The sequence below is a fragment of the Streptomyces sp. JW3 genome (assembly GCF_052216785.1).
Lineage (GTDB): Bacteria > Actinomycetota > Actinomycetes > Streptomycetales > Streptomycetaceae > Streptomyces.
The window spans coordinates 1-21,347 of record NZ_JBQOUX010000132.1; the positions used below are offsets into that span (position 1 = coordinate 1).

Annotated in this window: 22 protein-coding genes and 2 pseudogenes; 13 read left to right on the forward strand and 11 right to left on the reverse strand. The window is 73.3% G+C overall.

The annotated features are described in order from the left end of the window. From ACTT8P_RS33880 to ACTT8P_RS33890, 3 genes and pseudogenes are all read left to right on the forward strand, one after another. Positions 1–216: pseudogene (locus ACTT8P_RS33880) on the forward strand (hypothetical protein); the annotation flags it as partial. 16 nt (positions 217–232) lie between these two features. Next, the gene (locus ACTT8P_RS33885) at positions 233–997 is read left to right on the forward strand and encodes a bestrophin-like domain (protein ID WP_442835625.1); all 765 of its coding nucleotides are present in this window, start codon (positions 233–235) and stop codon (positions 995–997) included. Between the two features lie 269 nt (positions 998–1,266). Next, positions 1,267–1,869 carry a hypothetical protein gene (locus ACTT8P_RS33890; protein ID WP_442835626.1) on the forward strand — a complete coding sequence of 201 codons (603 nt, stop codon included), beginning with the start codon at positions 1,267–1,269 and terminating at the stop codon, positions 1,867–1,869. 152 nt (positions 1,870–2,021) lie between these two features. Here ACTT8P_RS33890 and ACTT8P_RS33895 read toward each other — a convergent pair whose 3' ends face one another. Next, entirely contained in the window at positions 2,022–2,516 is a 495-nt protein-coding gene (locus tag ACTT8P_RS33895) for a hypothetical protein (protein ID WP_442835627.1), read from the reverse strand. 332 nt (positions 2,517–2,848) lie between these two features. Between ACTT8P_RS33895 and ACTT8P_RS33900 the strand changes: the two genes are divergently transcribed. Further along, positions 2,849–3,514, forward strand: a complete 666-nt coding sequence (locus ACTT8P_RS33900) for a class F sortase (RefSeq protein ID WP_442835628.1) — start codon at positions 2,849–2,851, stop codon at positions 3,512–3,514. Positions 3,515–3,545: 31 nt separating this feature from the next. Here ACTT8P_RS33900 and ACTT8P_RS33905 read toward each other — a convergent pair whose 3' ends face one another. Further along, a complete protein-coding gene (locus ACTT8P_RS33905) occupies positions 3,546–4,388 on the reverse strand; it encodes a polysaccharide deacetylase family protein (protein WP_442835629.1) in 843 nt (280 codons plus the stop codon). Between the two features lie 105 nt (positions 4,389–4,493). Between ACTT8P_RS33905 and ACTT8P_RS33910 the strand changes: the two genes are divergently transcribed. After that, entirely contained in the window at positions 4,494–4,964 is a 471-nt protein-coding gene (locus ACTT8P_RS33910) for a universal stress protein (protein ID WP_442835630.1), read from the forward strand. Between the two features lie 92 nt (positions 4,965–5,056). Here ACTT8P_RS33910 and ACTT8P_RS33915 read toward each other — a convergent pair whose 3' ends face one another. Next, on the reverse strand, positions 5,057–6,127 hold the full coding sequence (locus ACTT8P_RS33915; RefSeq protein WP_442835631.1) for a CapA family protein: 1,071 nt from the start codon (positions 6,125–6,127) through the stop codon (positions 5,057–5,059). Between the two features lie 229 nt (positions 6,128–6,356). Between ACTT8P_RS33915 and ACTT8P_RS33920 the strand changes: the two genes are divergently transcribed. From ACTT8P_RS33920 to ACTT8P_RS33930, 3 genes are all read left to right on the forward strand, one after another. Continuing rightward, positions 6,357–6,905, forward strand: a complete 549-nt coding sequence (locus tag ACTT8P_RS33920) for a sigma-70 family RNA polymerase sigma factor (protein WP_442835632.1) — start codon at positions 6,357–6,359, stop codon at positions 6,903–6,905. A gap of 147 nt (positions 6,906–7,052) precedes the next feature. Beyond that, positions 7,053–7,559 carry a hypothetical protein gene (locus ACTT8P_RS33925; RefSeq protein ID WP_442835633.1) on the forward strand — a complete coding sequence of 169 codons (507 nt, stop codon included), beginning with the start codon at positions 7,053–7,055 and terminating at the stop codon, positions 7,557–7,559. Between the two features lie 235 nt (positions 7,560–7,794). Next, a complete protein-coding gene (locus ACTT8P_RS33930; protein ID WP_442835634.1) occupies positions 7,795–8,448 on the forward strand; it encodes a zf-HC2 domain-containing protein in 654 nt (217 codons plus the stop codon). 6 nt (positions 8,449–8,454) lie between these two features. On the opposite strand, the gene ACTT8P_RS33935 is transcribed toward ACTT8P_RS33930, so the two are convergent. Further along, a complete protein-coding gene (locus ACTT8P_RS33935) occupies positions 8,455–9,318 on the reverse strand; it encodes an Fpg/Nei family DNA glycosylase (protein WP_442835635.1) in 864 nt (287 codons plus the stop codon). A 43-nt stretch (positions 9,319–9,361) separates the two neighbouring features. Further along, positions 9,362–11,455 carry an ATP-binding SpoIIE family protein phosphatase gene (locus ACTT8P_RS33940; RefSeq protein WP_442835636.1) on the reverse strand — a complete coding sequence of 698 codons (2,094 nt, stop codon included), beginning with the start codon at positions 11,453–11,455 and terminating at the stop codon, positions 9,362–9,364. 102 nt (positions 11,456–11,557) lie between these two features. Here ACTT8P_RS33940 and ACTT8P_RS33945 point away from each other — a divergent pair, with 102 nt between their 5' ends. Further along, on the forward strand, positions 11,558–12,964 hold the full coding sequence (locus tag ACTT8P_RS33945; RefSeq protein WP_442835637.1) for a lipase maturation factor family protein: 1,407 nt from the start codon (positions 11,558–11,560) through the stop codon (positions 12,962–12,964). Here the strand turns inward: ACTT8P_RS33945 and ACTT8P_RS33950 are convergent. The 3 genes from ACTT8P_RS33950 to ACTT8P_RS33960 are packed head-to-tail and all read right to left on the reverse strand — an operon-like array spanning position 12,961 to position 16,003. Beyond that, positions 12,961–13,914: an aldo/keto reductase gene (locus ACTT8P_RS33950; RefSeq protein ID WP_442835638.1), complete on the reverse strand. Its 954-nt coding sequence runs from the start codon at positions 13,912–13,914 to the stop codon at positions 12,961–12,963. The two genes, ACTT8P_RS33945 and ACTT8P_RS33950, sit on opposite strands and share 4 nt — an antisense overlap. Next, positions 13,911–14,666: an SDR family NAD(P)-dependent oxidoreductase gene (locus tag ACTT8P_RS33955; protein WP_442835639.1), complete on the reverse strand. Its 756-nt coding sequence runs from the start codon at positions 14,664–14,666 to the stop codon at positions 13,911–13,913. Before ACTT8P_RS33955 ends, ACTT8P_RS33950 begins: the two co-directional genes overlap by 4 nt. Further along, positions 14,663–16,003, reverse strand: coding sequence for an L-fuconate dehydratase (locus ACTT8P_RS33960; RefSeq protein ID WP_442835640.1), 1,341 nt, complete (start codon positions 16,001–16,003; stop codon positions 14,663–14,665). The genes ACTT8P_RS33955 and ACTT8P_RS33960 overlap by 4 nt, the downstream gene beginning before the upstream one ends. Before the next feature lie 315 nt (positions 16,004–16,318). On the opposite strand from ACTT8P_RS33960, the gene ACTT8P_RS33965 reads away from it, so the two are divergent. From ACTT8P_RS33965 to ACTT8P_RS33975, 3 genes are all read left to right on the forward strand, one after another. Further along, complete coding sequence (locus ACTT8P_RS33965) at positions 16,319–17,344, forward strand: amidohydrolase family protein (protein WP_442835641.1); 1,026 nt, start codon at positions 16,319–16,321, stop codon at positions 17,342–17,344. 355 nt (positions 17,345–17,699) lie between these two features. Continuing rightward, positions 17,700–18,620, forward strand: coding sequence for an amidohydrolase family protein (locus tag ACTT8P_RS33970; RefSeq protein WP_442835642.1), 921 nt, complete (start codon positions 17,700–17,702; stop codon positions 18,618–18,620). Positions 18,621–18,655: 35 nt separating this feature from the next. Beyond that, the gene (locus ACTT8P_RS33975; RefSeq protein WP_442835643.1) at positions 18,656–20,020 is read left to right on the forward strand and encodes an MFS transporter; all 1,365 of its coding nucleotides are present in this window, start codon (positions 18,656–18,658) and stop codon (positions 20,018–20,020) included. On the opposite strand, the gene ACTT8P_RS33980 is transcribed toward ACTT8P_RS33975, so the two are convergent. From ACTT8P_RS33980 to ACTT8P_RS33990, 3 genes are read right to left on the reverse strand one after another with little or no spacing between them, the layout of a single operon-like run. Then, positions 20,017–20,499 (reverse strand): GNAT family N-acetyltransferase, encoded by a 483-nt coding sequence (locus tag ACTT8P_RS33980; protein ID WP_442835644.1) that lies wholly within the window; start codon positions 20,497–20,499, stop codon positions 20,017–20,019. The genes ACTT8P_RS33975 and ACTT8P_RS33980 overlap by 4 nt on opposite strands. A 47-nt stretch (positions 20,500–20,546) precedes the next feature. After that, entirely contained in the window at positions 20,547–20,720 is a 174-nt protein-coding gene (locus ACTT8P_RS33985; protein ID WP_442835645.1) for a hypothetical protein, read from the reverse strand. 22 nt (positions 20,721–20,742) lie between these two features. Further along, entirely contained in the window at positions 20,743–20,883 is a 141-nt protein-coding gene (locus ACTT8P_RS33990; RefSeq protein ID WP_442835646.1) for a hypothetical protein, read from the reverse strand. A 252-nt stretch (positions 20,884–21,135) separates the two neighbouring features. On the opposite strand from ACTT8P_RS33990, the pseudogene ACTT8P_RS33995 reads away from it, so the two are divergent. Next, positions 21,136–21,347, forward strand: a pseudogene (locus tag ACTT8P_RS33995) (hypothetical protein); the annotation flags it as partial.

Consider the following 21,347-nt stretch of genomic DNA (forward strand, 5'->3'; position numbering starts at 1 on the left):
ACGCCGAGCGCCACCCCGGCGCCCGCGCCGCCGCGCCCGTCGGCTCGGCCGGCCTCACCCACGCCCCGGCCGTCCCTGACGCCGGTGCACTATCCGCGCCACCGCGCCGCCCCGCAGCACCCGCGTGCCCCGCACGGCGTCATGTCCCCGCTCGTCTTCGTCCTGCTCATCCTGATCCCCGCGCTGGCCGCCGTCGTCGCCCTGCGCCCGCGCTGATCCCTGGAGGCTTCTCTTGCCGGAATGGCTTGTTCTCACCCTCGCGATGCTGGCCGCCTGTGCCGTCGTGGTCGTCATCACCCTCGTCCGGCACCGCCGGGCCGCCGAGGACGAGGACATCACCGAGACCCCCGACGTCATCGAGTACATGACCATGTGGATCGGCGTGGTGTACGCCATCGTCCTGGGTCTGGCCATCGCGGGCGTCTGGGAGGCGCGCAGCGCCGCCCAGGACCACGTGCAGGCGGAGGCGGTGGCACTGCACGAGGTCTCGGAGCGGGTCCGGGTCTATCCGCCCGACGTCCGCGACCGGATTCGGGACGATGTCAATGCCTATGTCGGACACGTCGTCCGGGTCGAGTGGCCGGCCATGGCCGACACCGGGGACGTCACGGAGCGCGGCACCGTGCTGCTCGACCGGCTCCGCGCGGACGTGACCGACTACGAGCCGAAGTCGGACTTCGAGGCCCAGGCCTACCAGCCGCTCCTGGACCAGGTGAGCGCCGCCGACCAGGCCCGCACCTCGCGGGCCGAGTCGACCGGGTCGACCATGCCGGGCGTGGTGTGGTTCGGGCTCATCATCGGCGGTGCCGTCACCATCGGCATGGTCTTCGCCCTCCAGATCCGGCGCACCGCGCGGGAACTGGTGCTGGCCGGGCTGTTCTCGGCGCTGATCGCCTTCCTGCTGTTCCTGATCTGGGACTTCGACGACCCGTACGGGCGGGGTTTCGGCGCGTCGACCGACCCGTACCTGGGGCTCTTCCCCGGCATCATGAGCTGAGGGCGGGCCGGCTCCCCGGGCGGCGGGCGCCCGCGCGGCCGGCTGCCGGGCAGCGGCGGTCGCCGGTGCCCGCCGGCCCGGCGGCAGAGCGGACGGGCAGCGCGCCCCGTGCCCGTCGTCCCCTGGGCGGCCCACACCCTTGCCCCATTCGCGCGACTGCGATCGCGCCCACCCGCGCGCCTTCCTAGCGTTTCGGACATCGAGGTGCAGGTCCGTCGCGAGCGGAACAGGTCCGCAGCTGCTGCTCCTCGGAACCCGGAGGATGCCTCATGCGCGCGATACCCGCCGCCATACCCGTCGCTTCGGCCGCACTGCTGGGCGCCTGTGCCCTCACCTCCTGTGTCCCGGCGGCCGGCGCGGCCGGTGAGGGCACCGTCACGCCGTTCGGTTTCCGCGTCCAGCCCTCCACCATCGCGCCGGGCGGCGAGGTCACGCTGCTCGTCGACCGCGCCGACGGCCGCTGCAAGGGCCCCGCGACGGTCTCCGCCCCGGTGTTCGACCCGGTGACCATTCCGCCCCGGCACACGTCCGCGCGGGCCGTGGTCGACCGGGACGCCAAACCGGGCGCGGTCTACCAGGTGGCGTTCCGGTGCGACGGGGCGGCCGGGACCACCGGCCTGACCATCACCCGCCAGGGACCGAGCCCCTCTCCGCCGCCGCAGCCCCCGCCCACCCTCGTGCCGCCGCCCCCGGAACACCCCGGGCACGGGCAGCACCACGAGCATCCCGACAAGGGCGTGCACGCCGGTGCGGGCGGCACCGTGGCGGGCTTCGACCTCAGGAACATCGGGTTCGGCGCCCTGCTCGTGGCCGGCTCGGTGGGCGCGGCGTACCACTTCTCCCGCCGCCGCACCGGCGAGGACGGCGGCTGACGAAGCGGCCCCCGCGCCACAGCACTTCACCCCGGCTCCCCTCTCAGGGGGAGCCGGGGTGAAGTGCTGTGGCGTGCTGTCCGCGCGGCCCGCAGGGCGCCCGCGGGCCCGCCCCCCGAAGGCGGGGCCCGTACGGGCACCGGGCACACCGGTCAGGCGCGCCGCTCGGCCCGGCGGCGCATCCAGAACAGCCCGCCGCCCGCCACCGCCGCGGCGACCAGCCCGCCGCCGATCGCGATGTCGGTCGGCGTCGCGCCACTGGAGTTGCTGCCGCCGACACCGCCCCGGACACCGCCGATGACGGTGAAGGCGGCCGGCCGGGTCAGCGTCCGGCCCGAGCAGTTGACGGTGATGTCGTACGAGCCGGGGCGGGCGTCGCTGTTGATGGTGGCGACGCCCTTCGAGGTCTCGTTGGCGCCCCGGACCGGCGTCAGATGGGTGGTCGGGAAGGCGCGCGAGGTCATCGTGCCGCCGTCCCGGCAGCCGTCGACGGTGACGGTCATCTGGCCGCCGCGGGCGATGACGCTGGGCAGGGCCACGATGTTGCTCGGCGTGTCCCACGCGACGGCGGCGGGAGCGGCGAGCCCGAGCACCCCGGTAACAACGACGGCGGCGCCTGTGGCCGCCAGGGCACGGGAGTTACGCATGTGATCCTCCGCGGAAGACGCCCCGGGACCCGTCCCCGGTCGATCGGCGAGAAAGCGCCTCCCGGAAAAACCCTCAGTTGGTGCGGCGGCGGCCGCATTTCGGCGCTGGTCCGTCCTGGTGAGCCCGGTCGCCGTGGCGGAACCGCGGCAGCGGATATCACCGCAGGTCACGGACTGTCAGAAATTTCCCGTACCCCGCGCCCCGGATGGCTCACCGGCCGATTGCGGGGCCACCCGTTCGCATCCGCCCCGTCGCCGGTGGGCCGGGCGGCACTTAGCGTTTCGGTATGCGCGACTGACACGGCGACGGCTGTGTCGAGAGGGGATGTCGAATGTCTGCGTCCGAGCTGGCCGAAGAGGAGGAGCGGCACAGGAAGCGCGCTCCGTGGGGAGTCATAGCGCTTGTTCTGCTGACCGGCCTCGCGCTCATCCGGAACGGTTCGGGGGAATTCGACGTGGGCCCGCCCCAGCCGGCGTCGGCCGCGGCGTCGCAGGCCCGGCCCGCGGAGGGCACCGCCCTGCCGAAGGCCGTCGCGCCGCTGCCGTACGCGGTGCCCGACCGGGTGCGGATCCCGGCGATCCAGGTCGACGCGCCGATGATGCCGGTGGGCCTGGACGCGGACGGCTGGGTCGGCGCGCCGCCGCCCGAGGACCCGAACCTGGCCGGCTGGTTCACCGGCGCGGTCTCGCCGGGCGAGAAGGGCACCGCGGTCGTGGTCGGCCATGTCGACAACAAGCAGGGCCCGGCGGTCTTCTACGGACTCGGCGCCCTGAAGCAGGGGAACGAGGTGGAGATCGCCCGCGCGGACGGAAAGACGGCCGAGTTCGAGATCTACGGCATCGAGGTCTTCGAAAAGGACGATTTCCCCGGCGACCGGGTGTACGCCTCCAAGGGAAGTCCGGAATTGCGGGTCATCACCTGCGGCGGCGGATTCTCCAAGCAGAACGGTTACGCGGGGAACGTGGTCGCCTTCGCCCGCCTGACCGGAATTCGCTGAGCGGAATTCCGGCCGGGCGGGCGCGCGGACGTCACAGGTGCTGCCGCCGGGGGACGGTGAGGTGGTACCCGGAGTCCAGCAGGTTCGGGAGATAGGAGCGCAGGGCGCGCACGCTCTGCGAACGGTCGCCCCCGGCGTCGTGCGAGAGCACCACGACGCCGGGGGCGGCGCCGTCCTCGACCCGGTCGACGATGGTGCGGGTGCCGGGGGTGGTCCAGTCCAGGGTGTCGACGGTCCAGGCGAGCGGTTCCATGCCGAGTTCGGCGCCGAGCTGGAAGGCGGCGCGGTTCCACGCCCCGTACGGCGCCCGGAACCAGCGCGGCGGTTCGCCGCAGGCGGCGTCGATGACCTCGGCGGTGCGCTCCATCTCGTGGCGGATCTTCTTGCGGGTCAGGCCGGTCAGCAGCGGGTGGGACCAGGTGTGGTTGCCGACCACGTGGCCGTCGTCGGCCATCCGCACCAGCAGGTCCTTGTTGTCCACCGCCATCTCGCCGCACACGAAGAACATCGCGCGGACCTCGTACTCGGCCAGCGTGTCGAGGATGTCGGGGGTGTAGCGGGGGTCGGGGCCGTCGTCGAAGGTCAGCACCATGGTGCGGCCGCGTCCGGAGATGTTCAGGAGCGGTTCGCGCCGGACCGGGGTGGGGGCGTGCGGGGCGCGGGGCGGGCCGTATCCGGTCAGGGGCCGCAGGCGGTAGGCGGCGGGCTTGAGCGCGCGGCGGGTCTCGGGGCCGGGGACGGGGGCGGTGGGCCGGACCGGGACCGGCGCCTCGCCCGCGAGGGCTCCGAGGACGCCGGCGGTCCCGGCCGCCCCCACCGCGGCGGCGCCGGCGAGCAACGCGCCGCGCCGCGTGAGCAACTGATCCGTCTTCATGACTCATCAGTCGCCCGGCCGCGGGCCGACGCACCAGTACGGCACCGGAGCGGCGGCACGAATCCACCCGCCCGGACCAGCGGCTGCTTCCGATAGCCTCGCCGCGTGACGGAACCGGAACAGCAGCATTCGCATCAGTTCGAGCGGGGCACGGACGGGCCCAAGGTCATCCTCGTCGGCGTGGACGGGTCGGACTCCTCGCTTCGCGCGGCGGCTTACGCCGGGGGCCTGGCCCGGCGGCAGCACGCGCTGCTCGCCGTGGTGTACGTGCAGCCGATGCTGGCGGCCGGGGCGTCGCTGGGGGCGCCGGTCGCGGAGACGACCGACGAGATCGCGGAGGACCTGGTCGCCCACATCCGGGAGGCGACCGAGCGGGTGAAGGGCATATTCGAGGTCCGCTGGGAGTTCCACACGTTCCGCGGCGACCCCTTCAACGGGCTCCGCAAGGCGGCCGACGACCTGAAGGCGGACGCCGTGGTGGTGGGCGCCTCCGAACAGGCCGGCCACCGCCTCGTCGGCTCCGTCGCCATCCGCCTGGTGAAGGCGGGCCGCTGGCCGGTGACGGTGGTGCCCTGACATGGGGGTGCCACCGGGGCGGTGCGGGACGGGCCCGGCCTGTCCTGCTCGCCCATCGTCAGGCCGTCCTGCTCGCCCATCGTCAGGCCGTCCTACTCCCCCATCGTCAGGCCGTCCTGCCCGGCGCCCCGGCTGAGGACCACGCCCCGGACGCGGTCGCGCACGGCGCGCACCTCGGCGCCCTGGGCGAGCGCCCGGTTGAGGTTCACCACCCGGCCCGCGTCCACGTCGAAGACCTGGGGCACGAACTCGGCCCGGGTCACCTCCCAGCGGCCGCCGGGCCGGGCGGGCGGGGCGAAGGTGAAGCGGCCGAGGGTGGACTGGTTGCCGCGCGGATCGGGCACCCCCGCGTCATTGATCATCTCGTCGGCGATCTGGTCGCCCGTCCCGTAGACCACCCAGGTGCCGTTGACCTTCTCGTACGCCTGCGGGACATGGGCGCGGCCGCCGACGATCAGGTCGATCGCGGGCCGCCCGGCGGTCCGGGCCGCGGTGAGCGCGCGGGCCAGCGACCGCTGCCGCTCGTCGGGGGCCTCCTGCCACTCGGTGCCCCAGCGCAGGGAGACGACGACCACGTCGGCGCCCGCCTTCCGGGCGGCCACGGCGTCGGCCGGCACCCGGGCCCGCACGTCGGTGCCGTAGGCGTAGGCGAGGTGGGCGACCGAGGCGCGGCCGGCCCGCAGGACGGTCACGGTGCGGGCCTCCCGCTCGTCGCGCGCGGACCCGGCGTGCCGTACGCCGGCCCCGTCGAGGGCGTCGAGGGTGCGGCGGACACTCGCTCCGCCGTCGTCGGGGCCGTGGTCGGCGGCGGTGGAGCAACCGTCGTAGCCGGTGGCCGCGAGGCCCGCCGCCATCTCGGGCGGGGACTCGGCGGTCTCCAGGTGGCACAGGGCCAGGTCGGCCCGGGAGACGACGGGGGCGATGCCGGCCAGCGTCGGCCGGAAGTCGTACCCGGTGCCGCCGCCGGCGTCGAAGCGGGCCCGCTCGACGACCGAGTCGTGCGGCAGGACGTCACCGGAGGCGACCAGGGTGAAGGCGCCGGTGTCCTTCGGCGGCGGGGCCGGCCGGCCCGGCGACGGCTCCCGGTCGTGGGCCTGGCAGGCCGCGCCCGCGGTGAGGACGGCGGTCAGGGCCAGTGCCACCTGTCGGCTGCGTGTGATCATCCGTTCACCCCGGTGTGGTCCCGCACGGATAAAAGTAGGATTTACACATGAATAGGTAAGGAGTTCCGGAGCCTCTCCCCCGGCTCCGACACGCCCTTTAGCCCGTCCGGCGTGCGCGGACGCCGGACACCGACCGTTCGTCGAACCGTTCGCCGACGCGATCGACCGTCCGCCGCACACCCGTGCGCCCACCCTGTCCCCCGGCCGCCCCCTGCGATGCCATACGGCCATGACGGCCGGAACCACCCTCACCCACGGGACGACGACCGCCGAGCACGAGCTCGCCGCGCTCCAGCGCGAGCACGGCCGGCCGCTGTTCGGGCTGCTGCTGCGGCTGTGCGACGGCGACCGGCAGCGCGCCGAGGACCTCCTCCAGGAGACTTTGGTGCGCGCCTGGCAGCACCCCGAGGCGCTGCGCGCGGGCGACTTCGCCTCCGCCCGGCCCTGGCTGCTCACCGTCGCCCGGCGGCTCGCGATCGACGCCCGGCGGGCCCGGCAGGCCCGGCCGCCCGAGGTCGGCGACGCCGCCCTGGAGAACGCGCCGGTCTGCGCGGACCATGCCGAACGCGCCGCCGCCGCCCTCGACGTACGCGAGGCTGTGAAGACTCTCACCCCGGAACACCGTGACGTCCTGGTGCTCGTGTACTTCCAGGGGGCGAGTGTGGCGGAAGCGGCGACGGCTCTGGGCATACCGGCGGGTACCGTGAAGTCCCGGGCGTTCTACGCGCTGCGCGCCCTGCGCCGGGTGCTACCGGGTTACGCCACCGACCTGCGCTGAAACCGGACGCCGGGTCAAGCCTCCGTAAAGCGCCTTGCCGTGGACCCCCGTTGGGTAATCGGCTGTCCTCATCCGTGTTCCGGACGGGGTCCTCGACAGGGCCCGGGGTGGGGCGACGCACACGCACCGGAGGAAGGGCTGCGAGGGATGCTGCACAGAGGTCACGAGAGCACGGACGGCAGTGGCGGCGACGAACTGGTCGTCCCCATGGCGTGGTTGTACGCCGAGTACGTCGCCGACGAACTGCTGCGCGGCGGGGATCTGATGCCGCCGACGTCCTTCGAGTTCCGCGCCGGGCGCTACGCGCTGGCGCTGACCATCTTCCTGTCCGACACCGACGGCGAGCTGTGCGGCGCCCAGGTGGTCTCCCGGCTGGAGACCTGGCTCTCCTTGACGGCGTACGACCAGCCGTGGCGGGAGTGGGTGCGCGAGCGGCTCACCGAGACCACGGCCGGGGTCCGCCGCCCGGACGCGGACCTGGTGCTGGCCCGGGCGGCGTGGCGGTGGCTCCAGGACACCGAACTGCTCGCCCCGGACCTGAACGCGGTACCGGGCGGCGCCCCGGGCACCGGCGAGGACGAGGGGCCGAAGGTGTGGACCCCGGCGTGGCAGCTGGGGCTGCCGCTGGGGCATCTCGCGATCCACCTGTTCTGAGCCACCGACGCGACCGCCACCGACGCGACCGCCACCGACGGAGCGCGCCGCCCTCCGCCACAACCGCCGCTCGTATCACTCCATGTGGCAGCTCATCAGCAGTCCCTGGTGCGTGGCGGGCCGGGGCGCCGGCCGGACGGCGTATTCGTCCGCACCCGCCTGAGTGTTTCGGCGCCGCGCCGCGTACCGGAGGGGGCACGGTACGCCACCCCCACCGACGGCACGAGGATGCGGCATGAGGTCCCTGGAGAGGCATCGCGACGCGGGCGCCTACGCGCTCGGCGTGCTCGACGAGCGGGACGCGTTCCGCTTCGAGGACCATCTCATGGGGTGCCCGCGCTGCACCGCTACGGTGACCGGGTTCCGGCCGGTGGCCCGGCAGTTGCTGCTGTACCGCCGGGCGACCCCGTCCGCCGTGCACCCCTTCGCCGGGCCGGGGCCGCGGCTGCTGGAGCGGTTGCTGGGCGAGGTGGCGGCGCGCCGGAAGGGGACCCGTCGCCGGCTGTGGTGCAGCGCGGCCGCCGCGCTGCTGTGCGTGGCCGCCGCGCCCGGCGTCGCGCTGCTCGCCGCGCCCGGCGAGGAGGCGGTGCGGGTCGCCGCCACCGACGCGCGGACCGGCGTATGGGCCCGGGTGACCGCCGAGAACCGGCCCTGGGGCAGCGGCGTCGAGATCGAGGTCAAGGACGGGGCGGGGCCCCGGTCCTGCCGGCTCGTCGCCGTCGGCCGGGACGGCTCCGAGGCGACCGTGGCCGGCTGGCACGTGGCCGGGCACGACGCCCGGCCCACCACCGTGCGCGGCGGCGCCGCCCTGCATCCCGGGGAGATCGCCCGCTACGAGGTGCGCACCGACGACGGCCGGCCGTTGGTCTCCCTGCCCGGCGGGTCGTAGGCCGGGTCATTTCAGCAGCCGGGACAGTCTCCGGTCCGCCAGTGGCCTGCCGCCGGTCTGGCAGGTCGGGCAGTACTGGAGGGAGGAGTCGCTGAAGGAGACCTCGCGGACGGTGTCGCCGCACACCGGGCAGGGTTCGCCGGTCCGGCCGTGCACCCGCAGGCCGCTCTTCTTCTCGGCCTTCAGCCGGCCGGCCGCCACACCCCGGGACCGCTCGACCGCCTCGGTGAGCGTGTCCCGCAGCGCCGTGTGGAGCCGGCTCAGCTCCTGCGGGGTGAGCGACGCGGCGAGTTTGAACGGGGACATCCGCGCCGCGTGCAGGATCTCGTCGCTGTAGGCGTTGCCCACCCCGGCGATCAGGCTCTGGTCCCGCAGCGCGCCCTTGAGCTGCCGGCGCTCGCCGTTGAGGAGGGCGGCGAGGCGGGCCTCGTCGAAGTCGTCGGCGAGCGGGTCCGGGCCGAGCCGGGCCACCCCGGGCACCTCGGCCGGGTCCCGGACGACGTACACGGCCAGCCGCTTCTGTGTCCCCGCCTCGGTCAGGTCGAACCCGGCGCCGGTCTCCAGGGCGACGCGCAGCGCCAGGGGTCCCTTGCCGGGGCGGGGCACGCCGTCGGGGAGGCGGTCCTTCCAGTGCAGCCAGCCGGCCCGGGCCAGGTGGGTCACCAGCCGCGGGCCGCCGTCGGTGGCCACGTCGAGGAACTTGCCGTGCCGGTGCACGGCGGCGACGGTGCGGCCCTCCAGGGCGGTGAGCGGCGGGTCGTAGGTCTTCAGGACGCTGATCGCCACCGGCAGGACGCGGACGATCTCGTGGCCGGTGAGGTGCTCGGTCAGGAACTCCCTGAGCGCCTCGACCTCGGGCAGTTCGGGCATGTGTCCAGGGTGCCACCGGGGACCGACAGCGCCACTTAGCGCCTCACGGCGCCGCCCGCTCCCGCACCCGGAACTCCGACCACACGCACTTGCCGCCGCCCCGCGCCTCCACTCCCCAGCCGTCCGCCAGCGTCTCCACCAGCAGCAGGCCCCGCCCACAGATGCCGGACTCGTCCGGCTCGCGGCGGCGCGGCAGGGCGCTGGAGGAGTCCTCGACCTCGATCCGCAGCCGGCGGTCGGCCCCGGTGAGGAACCGCAGGGTGACGACGGCGGCGCCCTCGGTGTGCATCAGCGCGTTGGTGATCAGCTCGTCGGCGACCAGTTCGATCTCGTCGCCGTACTCCCCCGCGCCCCAGGCCCGGACCGCCGCGCGGATCAGATGGCGGGCCTCCGCGAGGGCCTCCGGGTCGCCGGGCGCCACGTGCTGCTGGAACCGGCCGTGGGAGCGCGGGGCCTCCAGGCCGCGGCGGCGCAGCAGGAGCAGCGCCACGTCGTCCTCGCCGCCGCGCTCCTCGGCCTCGCGGATGAGCAGGTCGGCGAGGTCGCGGACGTCCGCGGGCCCGGCGGCGACCGCGGCCGTCAGCGCCTTCATGCCGTCGCCGAGGTCGGTGCCGGGCTGTTCGACCAGGCCGTCGGTGCACAGCACCAGGGTGGCGCCGGGTTCGAGTTCCAGGGTGACGACGGGGCAGTCGAGCCGCCCGAACTCGGCGGACAGCCCGAGCGGCAGCCCGCCGGCCACCGGGACCCGGCGGCAGCTGCCGTCCGGTGCCCGGACCAGCGGGTCGATGTGCCCGGCGCGCACCACCTGGACCACGCCGGTGGTCAGGTCGGCCTCGGCGTACAGGCAGGTGGCGAAGCGGTCGGTGTCCAGTTCGTGCAGGAAGACGGAGGCCCGGGCCATCACGGTGGCGGGGGTGTGCCCTTCGGCGGCGTAGGCGCGCAGCACGATGCGCAGCTGGCCCATGACGGCGGCGGCGTGCGTGTCGTGGCCCTGGACGTCGCCGATGACGGCGCCGACCCGGCCCCCGGGCAGTGGGATCAGGTCGTACCAGTCGCCGCCGATGTCCCGCCCGAGCATGCCGCCGATGGTGGCGGCACGGTAGCGGACGGCGATGTCGCAGCCGGGGACGGAGGGGATGGTGCGCGGCAGCATGGCCTGCTGGAGGCCGGCCGCGAGGTCCATCTCCTGCTCGTAGAGCATGGCCCGTTGCAGGCTCTGGGCGATGCTGCTGCCGAGTGCGACCAGGACGTTGCGGTCCTCCGGCGAGAAGCCGCGGCGGTCGCTGTAGAGCAGGCCGATGGCGCCGACCGGGCGGGCCTGCGCGATCAGCGGCAGATAGGCGGCCGAGGTGATGTCCAGGTGGGTGATGTGCGGCCACAGCACCGGGTACCGCTCGGCGAACTCCTCCGGTGACTCGATGAACCGGGGCCCCAGGGTCCGCACCACCTCGCTCATCGGGTAGGGCTCGTCGATCCGGGTGACCCGGGTGCCGGGCACGAAGCTGTTCTCGGGGCCGTCGGCGACCAGCCGGATGCGGCCCGCCTCCACCAGGCCCATGACCAGGCTGGTGGCGCCCAGCCGGGTGAGTCCGTTGGTGTCCCGCAGCACCTCGATGACGTCGTTCACGGTGCGGGCGTGGGCGAGGGCGGCGGTGGCGGCGTCCACCACGTCGGTCAGCCGGCGGCGGGCCTCGTCGCGGACCGCGCGTTCGCGGTGCGACTCGATCTCGCTCAGTTCCTGGGTGGCGTCCCGCACGATGCCGAAGATCCGGCGCGGGCGGCCGGTGGCGTCGCGCCGGATGCAGCCCTGGGTGTGGGTCCAGCGCAGCCGGCCGTCGCGGCGGCGCAGCCGGAAGTAGGTGCCGTAGTTCTCGCTGCCGTCCTTGATGGCCTGGGCGACCAGTGCGTCCAGCCGGATGCCCTCCGTCCGGGGGACGCGCACGGACAGCGACTCCGGGCGCCCGTCGTACTCCTCCGGGCGCAGGTCGAAGACCTGGTACGCCTGGGCGTCCATGTGGAAGAGGCCGCTCTCCAGGTCCCAGTCGAAGCTGCCCATGCGGTTGAGCGCCAGGATCGGGTCCGGGTGGGCGGGCCAGTCGTCCGGGAGGGACAGCTCACTCGCTCCCCGTTCGGCCATGAGCCAACCTTGCCAGCATTTGTCCGATTCCTCGACTCGTTCGGCCGGCCGGCCGGCGGGTAACCCGTACCCGACACACCGCGAACGAAGGAGTGCCCGGCCGTGGAATGGTTCACCGCACCCGAGTACTGGACCGGCCGGCTGGTCTTCCAGAAGGCGCTGGCCGGGGTGTACCTGGTCGCGTTCCTGACGGCCGCCCGCCAGTTCCGGGCGCTGATCGGCGAGCGCGGCATGCTGCCGGTGCCCCGGTTCGTGGCGCGGGTGCCGTTCCGGCGGGCGCCCAGCCTGTTCCAGTGGCGCTACTCGGACCGGCTCTTCGCCGGCTGCGCCTGGGCGGGCTGCGCGGTGGCGGGGGCGCTGCTGGCGGGGGCGGACGCGCTGCTGCCGCTGTGGGCGGCGATGCTGCTGTGGCTGCTGCCCTGGGCGCTGTACCTGTCGATCGTCAACGTGGGGCAGACCTGGTACGGCTTCGGCTGGGAGTCGCTGCTCCTGGAGACCGGGTTCGTCGCCGTGTTCCTCGGCAACGACGAGGTGGCGCCGCCGGTCGTGGTCCTCTTCCTGCTGCGCTGGCTGCTGTTCCGGGTGGAGTTCGGGGCCGGGCTGATCAAGCTGCGCGGCGACGCGTGCTGGCGGAAGCTGACCTGCCTGGACCACCACCACGAGACCCAGCCGATGCCGGGCCCGCTGAGCTGGTTCTTCCACCACCTGCCCCGCCCGCTGCACCGCGTCGAGGTGGCCGCCAACCACGTCACCCAGCTCGTCGTCCCGTTCCTGCTGTTCACCCCGCAGCCGGTGGCCGCGGCCGCCGCCGCGCTGATGATCGTCACCCAGCTGTGGCTGGTGCTGTCGGGGAACTTCGCCTGGCTGAACTGGCTGACCATCGTGCTGGCCCTGCCGGCCGTCCGCTTCCCCGCCGACGCCCCCGCCCGTCCCGCGGCACCGCTCTGGTACGAGGTGCTGGTCCTGGCGGTGGCCGCGCTGCTGCTGGCGCTCAGCTGCCGCCCGGTCGCCAACATGCTCTCCCGGCACCAGGTGATGAACCGCTCCTTCGACCCGTTGCACCTGGTCAACACCTACGGCGCGTTCGGCAGCGTCAGCCGGGTGCGGTACGAGGTGGTGCTCGAGGGCACCGCCGACGAGGTGCCGCGCGAGGACGGCGACTGGCGGGCGTACGAGTTCAAGGGCAAGCCCGGTGATCCGCGCCGCTGGCCGCGCCAGTTCGCCCCGTACCACCTGCGGCTGGACTGGATGATGTGGTTCGCCGCGCTGTCGCCGGGCTACGCCGGTCCCTGGTTCTCCGCGCTGGTGGAGCGGCTGCTGGAGAACGACCGGGACACGCTGCGGCTGCTGCGCCGCTCCCCGTTCCCGTCAAACGCGCCGCCGCGCCACGTCCGCGCCCGGCTGTTCCGCTACCGGTACACGACCTGGCGGGAGCTACGGGAGACGGGCGCCTGCTGGGAGCGGACGTATGTGCGCGAGTACCTGCCGCCGACCCGGCTGGTTTCCTAGCAGGGCACCGGCGCGGCCCGGGGCAGCAGTCCGTCTCGTTTCAGGTTCCGCCAGAACGCGGCGGGTACCGGCTCGGTGAACCGGTCGGCGCAGTCGTGCACCTCGGCGGCCGAGCGGGCGCCGGCCAGGACGCGGCCGACCGCCGGGTGGGCGGCGCCGAAGGCGAGGGCGGCGGCCCGCAGCGAGGTGCCGTGCCGTTCGGCGACCGCCTTCAGCCGCAGCGCCCGGTCCAGCAGTTCGGCCGGTGCCCGGCCGTAGTCGTAGGCGGCCCCCGGCCCCGGATCGGCCAGCAGACCGGAGTTGAAGATCCCGCCGAGGACGACGGTGGTGGAGCGGGCCGCGGCGGCCGGCAGCAGGTCGTCCAGCGCGCTGTGGTCCAGCAGGGTGTAGCGGCCGGCGCACAGCACCACGTCGACGTCGGTGTCGCGGACGAACCGGGTGAGCATCGCGGTCTGGTTCATGCCGGCGCCGATCGCCCCGACCACACCTTCGCCGCGGAGCCGCTCCAGCGCCGGATAGCCCTCGCGGAACGCCGCTTCGGCGTGGTCGTCGGGGTCGTGCAGGAGGACGAGGTCCACCCGGTCCAGGCCGAGCCGTCGCAGGCTGGCGTCCAGGGTGCGCCGGATGCCGTCGGCGGTGAAGTCCCACACCCTGCGGTGGGTGGCGGGCACCGCGAAACCGTGGGCCAGATCGTCGCCGCCCGCGGCGGCGGGCTCCAGCCTGCGGCCCACCTTCGTGGAGACCGTGTACTCCTCGCGGGGCCGCCCCCGCAGGGCCGCGCCGAGGCGGCGTTCGGACAGGCCGAGGCCGTAGTGCGGGGCGGTGTCGAAGTACCGGATGCCGCGCTCCCAGGCGGCCTCGACCGTCCGGTACGCCTGCTCGTCGGTGACCTCGGTGTAGAGGTTGCCGAGGGCGGCGGTGCCGAGGCCGAGCCCGCCGAGCGGGTTCATGAGCCCGCCGGGCGCGGCCGCAGGCCCTGCATGCCGCCGTCCACCGCGAGCGCGGTGCCGGTGGTGGCGCCGGACAGCGGACTGGCCAGGTAGGCGATGGCGCCGGCCACCTCCTCGGCGCTGACCAGGCGACCGGTGGGCTGGCGGGCCTCCAGGGCGGCCCGTTCGGCGGCCGGGTCGGCGGCCCGGTCCAGCAGCCGGCCGATCCACGGGGTGTCGGCCGTGCCGGGGTTGACGCAGTTGACGCGGATGCCCTCGCGAACGTGGTCGGCGGCCATGGCGAGGGTGAGGGACTGGACGGCGCCCTTGGTGGCGCTGTACAGCACCCGCTGCGGCAGTCCGGCGGTGGCGGCGATGGACGAGGTGTTGACGATCGCCGCGTGCGCGGACCGGCGCAGGTGCGGCAGGGCGGCGCGGGCGAGGCGGACCATGCCGACCACGTTGACGTCCAGCACGCGGTGCCACTCGGCGTCGTCGTTGTCCTCGACGGTGCCCTGGGCGCCGATGCCCGCGTTGTTGACGAGGATGTCGAGTCCGCCGAGTGCGGCGGTGGCGGCGGTGACCGCGGCGCGCACCGAGGCGTCGTCGGTGACGTCGGCGCGGTGCCCGAGGAGGGGTTCGCCGACCGTCGATATGTCGATGTCCAGGACCGCGACGGCCGCGCCGCGCACGCTGAGCAGTTCGGCGGTGGCCCGTCCGATGCCGGAGGCGCCGCCGGTGACCAGCGCCCTGAGTCCGTCGAAGTCGTTCATGCCGTCCGCCCTTCGGTCCGCTCGGCGTCGGCGGCCCAGAAGGCGCCGCCGGGGTAGGTGTACCGGGCGATCGACTCGGGCCGCAGGGCGGCCGAGAAGCCCGGCGCGGTGGGTGCCGCGTAGTGCCCCTCGCGGATCACCACCGGGTCGAGGAAGTGGTCGTGGAGGTGGTCGACGTACTCGACGACCCGGTCCTCGGTGGTGCCGGACAGCGCCACGTAGTCGAACATCGCCAGGTGCTGGACGAGTTCGCACAGGCCCACGCCGCCGGCGTGCGGGCAGACCGGGACGCCGTACTTGGCGGCGAGCAGCAGGATCGCGAGGTTCTCGTTGACGCCGCCGACCCGGGCCGCGTCGATCTGCACGATGTCGACCGCGCCGGCCTGGAGGAGCTGTTTGAACACCACCCGGTTGTGGGCGTGTTCGCCGGTGGCCACCTTCACCGGGGCGACCGCCCGGCGGACGGCGGCGTGGCCCAGTACGTCGTCGGGGCTGGTGGGTTCCTCGATCCAGTAGGGGTCGAACTCGGCGAGCGCGTTGGTCCAGCGGATCGCCTCGGGGACGTCCCAGCGCTGGTTGGCGTCGAGGGCGAGGCGCACGTCCGGGCCGACCGCGGCGCGCGCCACCCGGCAGCGCCGGACGTCGTCGTCGAGGTCGGCGCCGACCTTGAGCTTGATCTGCCGGAAGCCGTCGGCGACCGCCCCGGCGGCGAGCCGGGCGAGCTTGGTGTCGTCGTAGCCGAGCCAGCCCGGGGAGGTGGTGTAGGCGGGGTAGCCGGTGGCCAGCAGGTCTCCGGTGCGCTCGGCGGCGCCCTTGCGGCCCCGGCGCAGCAGGTCCAGGGCCTCGTCGGGGGTGAGCGCGTCGGTGAGGTAGCGGAAGTCGATCTGGGTGGTCAGCCACTCGGGTTCGGCGTCGGCGAGCAGCCGCCACAGCGGCTTGCCGGCGCGTCTGGCCGCCAGGTCCCAGACGGCGTTGACGACGGCCCCGATCGCCATGTGCATCACCCCCTTCTCCGGTCCCAGCCAGCGCAGTTGGCTGTCCGAGGTCAGGTCCCGGTAGAGCGCGCCGGGGTCGGCGCACAGGTCGGCGACGGACCGGCCGAGCACGTGGTGGCGCAGCGCGTGGATCGCGGCGACCTGCACGTCGTTGCCCCGCCCGATGGTGAACGCGAAGCCGTGGCCCGCCGGTTCGGCCGGCCCGTCGGCGCGCAGCACGACGTAGGCGGCCGAGTAGTCGGGGTCCGGGTTCATCGCGTCGGAGCCGTCGAGTTCGCGGGAGGTGGGGAACCGGATGTCATAGGTGTCGACGGCGGCGATACGAGCATCGGTGGCGGGCACGCGGCTCCTCGGGGTGAGTGACGAGTTCCCGCATATTTATCAGACCTATCCGGGAGTCCGGCACCCCTCGACCAGGGGAAATGCCGGGTAGATCCCGTAACGGACGGCAAAGTCATCGGACCATTCATCGGATCCCCGGCCCGCCACGCCGGACCATCCGGCCGATGGCTCCCGCCGGGCCGGTTCGCTCCGCCCGAACGGAAACTTTGCCGGAACATATTGTCAACAATTTCGTTGGCCGTTACGTTGAACCTGGTCCGCGCCTCGTCATCGTCACCGACTCCGGGCGACTCCCCACAGCAGTCAGGAACAGCCATGATCATCGATTGCCACGGCCACTACACCACCGCTCCCGGGGCGCTGGCGGCCTGGCGCGACCGGCAGATCGCCGGACTCGACGACCCCGCGGCCGCGCCCGCCCGCGCCGACCTGTCGATCAGCGACGACGAGCTGCGCGAGAGCATCGAGTCGAACCAGCTCCGCCTCATGGACGAGCGCGGCATCGACCTGACGGTCTTCTCCCCGCGGGCCTCCTTCATGGCACACCATGTAGGCGATTTCAAGACATCGGCCGAGTGGGCGTCGATCTGCAACGAGCTGTGCTTCCGGGTCAGCCGCCTCTACCCGGAGCGGTTCGCCATGGCGGCCATGCTGCCGCAGTCCCCGGGCGTCGACCCGGCCACCTGCCTCCCCGAGCTGACCCGCTGCGTCGAGGAGTACGGCGCCGTCGCGCTCAACCTGAACCCGGACCCCTCCGGCGGGCACTGGACGGCTCCCCCGCTCACCGACCGCACGTGGTACCCGGTCTACGAGAAGATGGCCGAGTACGACATCCCCGCGATGGTGCACGTCAGCACCAGCGTGAACCCCGCGTTCCACACCACCGGCGCGCACTACCTCAACGCCGACACCACGGCGTTCATGCAGCTGGTCCAGGGCGACCTGTTCAAGGACTTCCCCACCCTGAAGCTGGTCATCCCGCACGGCGGCGGCGCGGTCCCCTACCACTGGGGCCGGTTCCGCGGCCTGGCCATGGCGCTGGGCAAGCCGGACCTCGCGGAGCACGTGCTGAACAACGTCTTCTTCGACACCTGTGTCTACCACCAGCCGGGCATCGACCTGCTCCTGGAGGTCGTACCGCCGAAGAACATCCTGTTCGCCTCCGAGATGATCGGCGCGGTCCGCGACATCGACCCGTGCACCGGCTTCCACTTCGACGACACCCGGCGCTACGTCGAGGCGGCCAAGCTGCCCGCCGAGCACCAGTCGGCGATCCAGGAGCACAACACCCGCACCGTCTACCCTCGACTGGACGCCCTGCTCAAGAGCCAGGGCCGCTGATACCCGGGCGGCGGGGGCACGGCCCCGTCCCCCTGCCGCCACCCCGCACCCGTCCCCGTCCCCGTCCGCCCCTTCGTTCCCCATCGCTCCTCATTCCGTTTCCTTCGCGTCGCCGCCCGCCGCCTCCCCCGCGCGCCGGCCCGCAGATCCTCCCCGGCCGTCGTTGCCCGGGGCCGGTGCACAGGACCGCTCAGCGGCCCCGCGGCTCCTCGCCCCCGCCCGCCGGCCCCGCCCCACCCGAACGCTCCCCGGGCCACCGTCCCCGGTCCGGCAGCTTCGCACCGAGCAACCCGGCACCCAGGCACCACAGCCGCACCGGCCGGCCCCGGGACCGCTCGTGAAAGGAACGACCGAAATGCCCGACCTCGCCCCCAAGACCCCCGGCTGGCTCGACTGGTACGCCGGACCTGCCAAGCCCGAGTTCCAGCTCCCGGCCGGGGCCGTCGACGCGCACTGCCACGTCTTCGGACCGCAAGGAGAGTTCCCCTTCGCGCCGGAGCGCAAGTACACCCCCTGCGACGGCGGCAAGGCGGACCTGTTCGCGCTCCGTGACCACCTGGGTGTCTCCCGCAACGTCATCGTGCAGGCCACCTGTCACGGCGCGGACAACTCGGCGATGGTGGACGCGGTCCGCGCGGCCGGCGGCCGGGCCCGCGGCATCGCCACCGTCCGCCCGGACGTCACCGACGCCGAACTGCGCGCGCTGGACGAGGCCGGGGTACGGGGCGTCCGCTTCAACTTCGTGCGCCGCCTGGTCGACACCTCCCCCACGGAGGACCTGCGCACCATCGCGGCGAAGATCGCCCCGCTGGGCTGGCACATCGTGCTCTACTTCGAGGCCGCCGACCTGCCCGACCTGGAGGACTTCTTCGCCTCGCTGCCCGCGCCGCTGGTCATCGACCACATGGGCCGCCCGGACGTGACCAAGCCGGTGGACGGCCCCGAGTTCTCCCGCTTCCTGCGGTTCGTGGACCGGAACGATGTCTGGGTCAAGGTGAGCTGCCCGGAGCGCCTGACCGTCACCGGCCCCGCCGCGCTGGACGGCGAGCGCAACGCCTACACCGACGTCGTGCCGTTCGGCCGCCGCGCGGTCGAGGAGTTCCCGGACCGCGTCCTGTGGGGCACCGACTGGCCGCACCCCAACCTCAAGGACCACATGCCCGACGACGGGCTGCTGGTCGACCACATCCCGCACATCGCTCCCACCCCCGAGCTGCGGCACAAGCTCCTGGTCGGCAACCCGATGCGCCTGTACTGGCCCGAAGAAGCCGTCTGACCACCCCCGTCCCCCATACCGCAAGGGCACCTCGCATGCACCGCGTCAACGCTCTCAACCGGCTGGACAGGCTGCCGGTCTCCAGGTTCCACAAGATGACCCTGCTGGCGGTGTCGTTCGCGTACTTCTTCGAGTTCGCCGACATCAACAGCTTCTCCGTCACCGCGCCCAAGCTGATCAAGCTGTGGGGCGTCACGGTCGACCAGGTCGCCTACGTGACCTCCCTGTCGTTCGTCGGCATGTTCATCGGCTCGATCGTCGCCTCGAACATCGCCGACCGCTGGGGCCGAAAACGCGCCCTGATGCAGACGACCGTCTTCTTCGGCTTCTTCTCGTTCCTCTCGGTGTTCTCCTGGGACCTGGTCTCGCTCGGCGTGTTCCGCGTCCTGACCTCGGCGGGCCTGTCCGCGATGACCGTCGTGGCGGTCATCTACGTCGCCGAGATGTACCCGGCGGCCGTCCGCGGCCGGTACCAGGCGTACGCCATCGTCATCGGCATCTGCGGCACCCCGGTCACCAGCCTGATCGCCAGCCAGGTCGTCCCGCTGACCGACTGGTCCTGGCGGCTGGTCTTCCTGTGGGGCTCGCTGGGCATCCTGCTGGTCTTCTTCACCCGCCACCTCAAGGAGTCGCCGCGCTGGCTGGAGAGCCGGGGCAAGCACGCCGAGGCGGAGCGGGTGCTCGGCGAGATCGAGGCGCTGGTCTCCGCCGAGAAGGGCCCGCTGCCCACGCCGGCCCCGCCGGTGGAGGAGGCCCCGGTCACCAAGGTCCCGCTGAAGCTGCTGCTCCAGAAGAAGTACCTGCTGCCCACCCTGCTGCTCACGGTCGTCTGGGTCACCCAGACCATCGGCTTCTTCGGCTACTCCAGCTGGGCCCCGACCCTGCTGGCCAAGGAGGGCTTCAGCGTCGAGGACTCGGTCTTCTACGTCGCCCTCACCACCGTCGGCGCGCCGCTCGGCTCCTACCTGGCCGCGCTGGTCACCGACCGGTTCGAGCGCAAGTGGTGCCTGGTCGCCTTCGGCACGGTGATCGCGGTCTGCGGCCTGTTCTACGGGCTGACCTTCAACCCGGTGCTCATCATCGTCTTCGGTTTCCTGGTGAACCTCTTCGAGCGCGGCTACACCGCCCTCGGCTACGCCTACTCGCCCGAACTCTTCGACACCCGCAGCCGCTCGCTGGGCACCGGCGTCTCCTACGGCCTCGGCCGGCTCTCCAACGCCGCCGGTCCCCTGGTCGTCGCGGCGCTCTACAACAACCACGGCTACCAGAGCGTGTTCTACTTCATCGCCGGTGCCTGGCTGGTCGGCGCGATCGTCCTCGCGATCTTCGGGCCGCGCACCCGGGCCGCCCGGCAGGCGGCGGCCGCGGCGGCGGCCACGGCGCAGAAGACGCCCGCCTAGAGGGCGCGGTACATGATGTGCAGGCCCACCAGGCCGTGCCGGGGGTGTTCGAAGGCCGCCGGCACGGTGCCGAGGACGGTGAAGCCGAGGGAAGTCCACAGCCGCACCGCCGGGTTGGTCTCCACGACGGCGTTGAACACCATCGCCCGGTAGCCCCGCGCCTTCGCCTCGGCCAGCACGTGCTCGGCGAGGGCGCGGCCGATGCCGCGGCCCGCGTGCTCCGGGTCCACCATGAAGCCCGCGTTGGCGACGCGGGCGGCGGGCCCGCCGTAGTTGGGGGTGAGATAGGCCGAGGCGACGATCGTGCCGGACGCGTCCTCGACGACGTAGACGCGCTTGGCGGGGTTCATCCACAGTCGCCGGGCGTCCTCCTCGGCGGTCTCCGGGTCCCAGGCGTAGGTCTCGCCGGCGGCGACGACGCGGTGCCAGAACGGCCAGACGCGCGGCCAGTCGTCGGCCGTTGCTTCCCTGATCGGCATGGGCGCGAGTCTGGCACGCCCATGCCGGGGGGCACTCGCCCGGGTGCTCAGTCGACGCTGGGCAGGATGTGGGGCTCGGCGAGGTCGTCCTCGTAGCCCGCCAGGCGGATCGGGGCGGACCTGGCCCACACGTCGAGGCTGCCCAGCTCGCCGGGCCGGCGGCCGACCGGCCCGGTGCGTTCCTTCGGGCGTTCCTCGGTCTTCGTCTTCTCCGGTGTCACCGCGCACTCCTTATGTGTCGGGTCACCCGCGGGCCTCGCCGGTCAGTCCGCTGCCGGCGCCTGTGACGCCCGCCGGGGTGTCGGTCAAGAGCAGTTCGGACGCGGTGGCGCCGGTCAGTCGGGACGGACCATGGGTGTGGGTAGGGCCCGTGCTGCTGTTCATCCGCTTCAGACTAACCAAATGAGCGGGGGTCCGCTCTATGGCGCTGCAAACTCCTGGTAATCATCATGCTTCGCCCCGCGCACAGTTGGGCCGGGAGTACTCCGTTTTGTCACATATCGTTCACAAAAAGGGCTCACTCGTTCGGCGTAGTGCGCCGGGGCAGTTCAGCCGGCGTTGGCCACGCCGCAAGGTCGTCATGGTGTGCTGCGGTGCGCAAGGGCCGTATCGCGGGAGATCGCGGAGGACTGACGCGTGGAGCTGCGCAGCGTCGAGGAGCTGATGGACCTGCTGTACGCCTGCCGGGAGGCCGCCGTTCCCGGCGGCGGCCCGGCCGATGCGCACGGCCACGCCCTGCGGACCGCCGCGCTGCTGCGCCGGGGCCGCCCCGCCGACAAGGAGTTGCAGGTCGCCGGGCTGGTGCCGGCCGTGGGCGAGCTGCTGTGGCCCGGCGACCCGGCCGGCCG

Coding starts and splice junctions, on each gene's coding strand:
- ACTT8P_RS33890 (WP_442835626.1), top strand. CDS start 1,267: ATGCGCGCGATACCCGCCGCCATACCCGTCGCTTCGGCCGCACTGCTG.
- ACTT8P_RS33895 (WP_442835627.1), bottom strand. CDS start 2,516: ATGCGTAACTCCCGTGCCCTGGCGGCCACAGGCGCCGCCGTCGTTGTT.
- ACTT8P_RS33900 (WP_442835628.1), top strand. CDS start 2,849: ATGTCTGCGTCCGAGCTGGCCGAAGAGGAGGAGCGGCACAGGAAGCGC.
- ACTT8P_RS33905 (WP_442835629.1), bottom strand. CDS start 4,388: ATGAAGACGGATCAGTTGCTCACGCGGCGCGGCGCGTTGCTCGCCGGC.
- ACTT8P_RS33915 (WP_442835631.1), bottom strand. CDS start 6,127: ATGATCACACGCAGCCGACAGGTGGCACTGGCCCTGACCGCCGTCCTC.
- ACTT8P_RS33920 (WP_442835632.1), top strand. CDS start 6,357: ATGACGGCCGGAACCACCCTCACCCACGGGACGACGACCGCCGAGCAC.
- ACTT8P_RS33925 (WP_442835633.1), top strand. CDS start 7,053: ATGCTGCACAGAGGTCACGAGAGCACGGACGGCAGTGGCGGCGACGAA.
- ACTT8P_RS33930 (WP_442835634.1), top strand. CDS start 7,795: ATGAGGTCCCTGGAGAGGCATCGCGACGCGGGCGCCTACGCGCTCGGC.
- ACTT8P_RS33935 (WP_442835635.1), bottom strand. CDS start 9,318: ATGCCCGAACTGCCCGAGGTCGAGGCGCTCAGGGAGTTCCTGACCGAG.
- ACTT8P_RS33940 (WP_442835636.1), bottom strand. CDS start 11,455: ATGGCCGAACGGGGAGCGAGTGAGCTGTCCCTCCCGGACGACTGGCCC.
- ACTT8P_RS33950 (WP_442835638.1), bottom strand. CDS start 13,914: ATGAACCCGCTCGGCGGGCTCGGCCTCGGCACCGCCGCCCTCGGCAAC.
- ACTT8P_RS33955 (WP_442835639.1), bottom strand. CDS start 14,666: ATGAACGACTTCGACGGACTCAGGGCGCTGGTCACCGGCGGCGCCTCC.
- ACTT8P_RS33965 (WP_442835641.1), top strand. CDS start 16,319: ATGATCATCGATTGCCACGGCCACTACACCACCGCTCCCGGGGCGCTG.
- ACTT8P_RS33970 (WP_442835642.1), top strand. CDS start 17,700: ATGCCCGACCTCGCCCCCAAGACCCCCGGCTGGCTCGACTGGTACGCC.
- ACTT8P_RS33975 (WP_442835643.1), top strand. CDS start 18,656: ATGCACCGCGTCAACGCTCTCAACCGGCTGGACAGGCTGCCGGTCTCC.
- ACTT8P_RS33980 (WP_442835644.1), bottom strand. CDS start 20,499: ATGCCGATCAGGGAAGCAACGGCCGACGACTGGCCGCGCGTCTGGCCG.
- ACTT8P_RS33990 (WP_442835646.1), bottom strand. CDS start 20,883: ATGAACAGCAGCACGGGCCCTACCCACACCCATGGTCCGTCCCGACTG.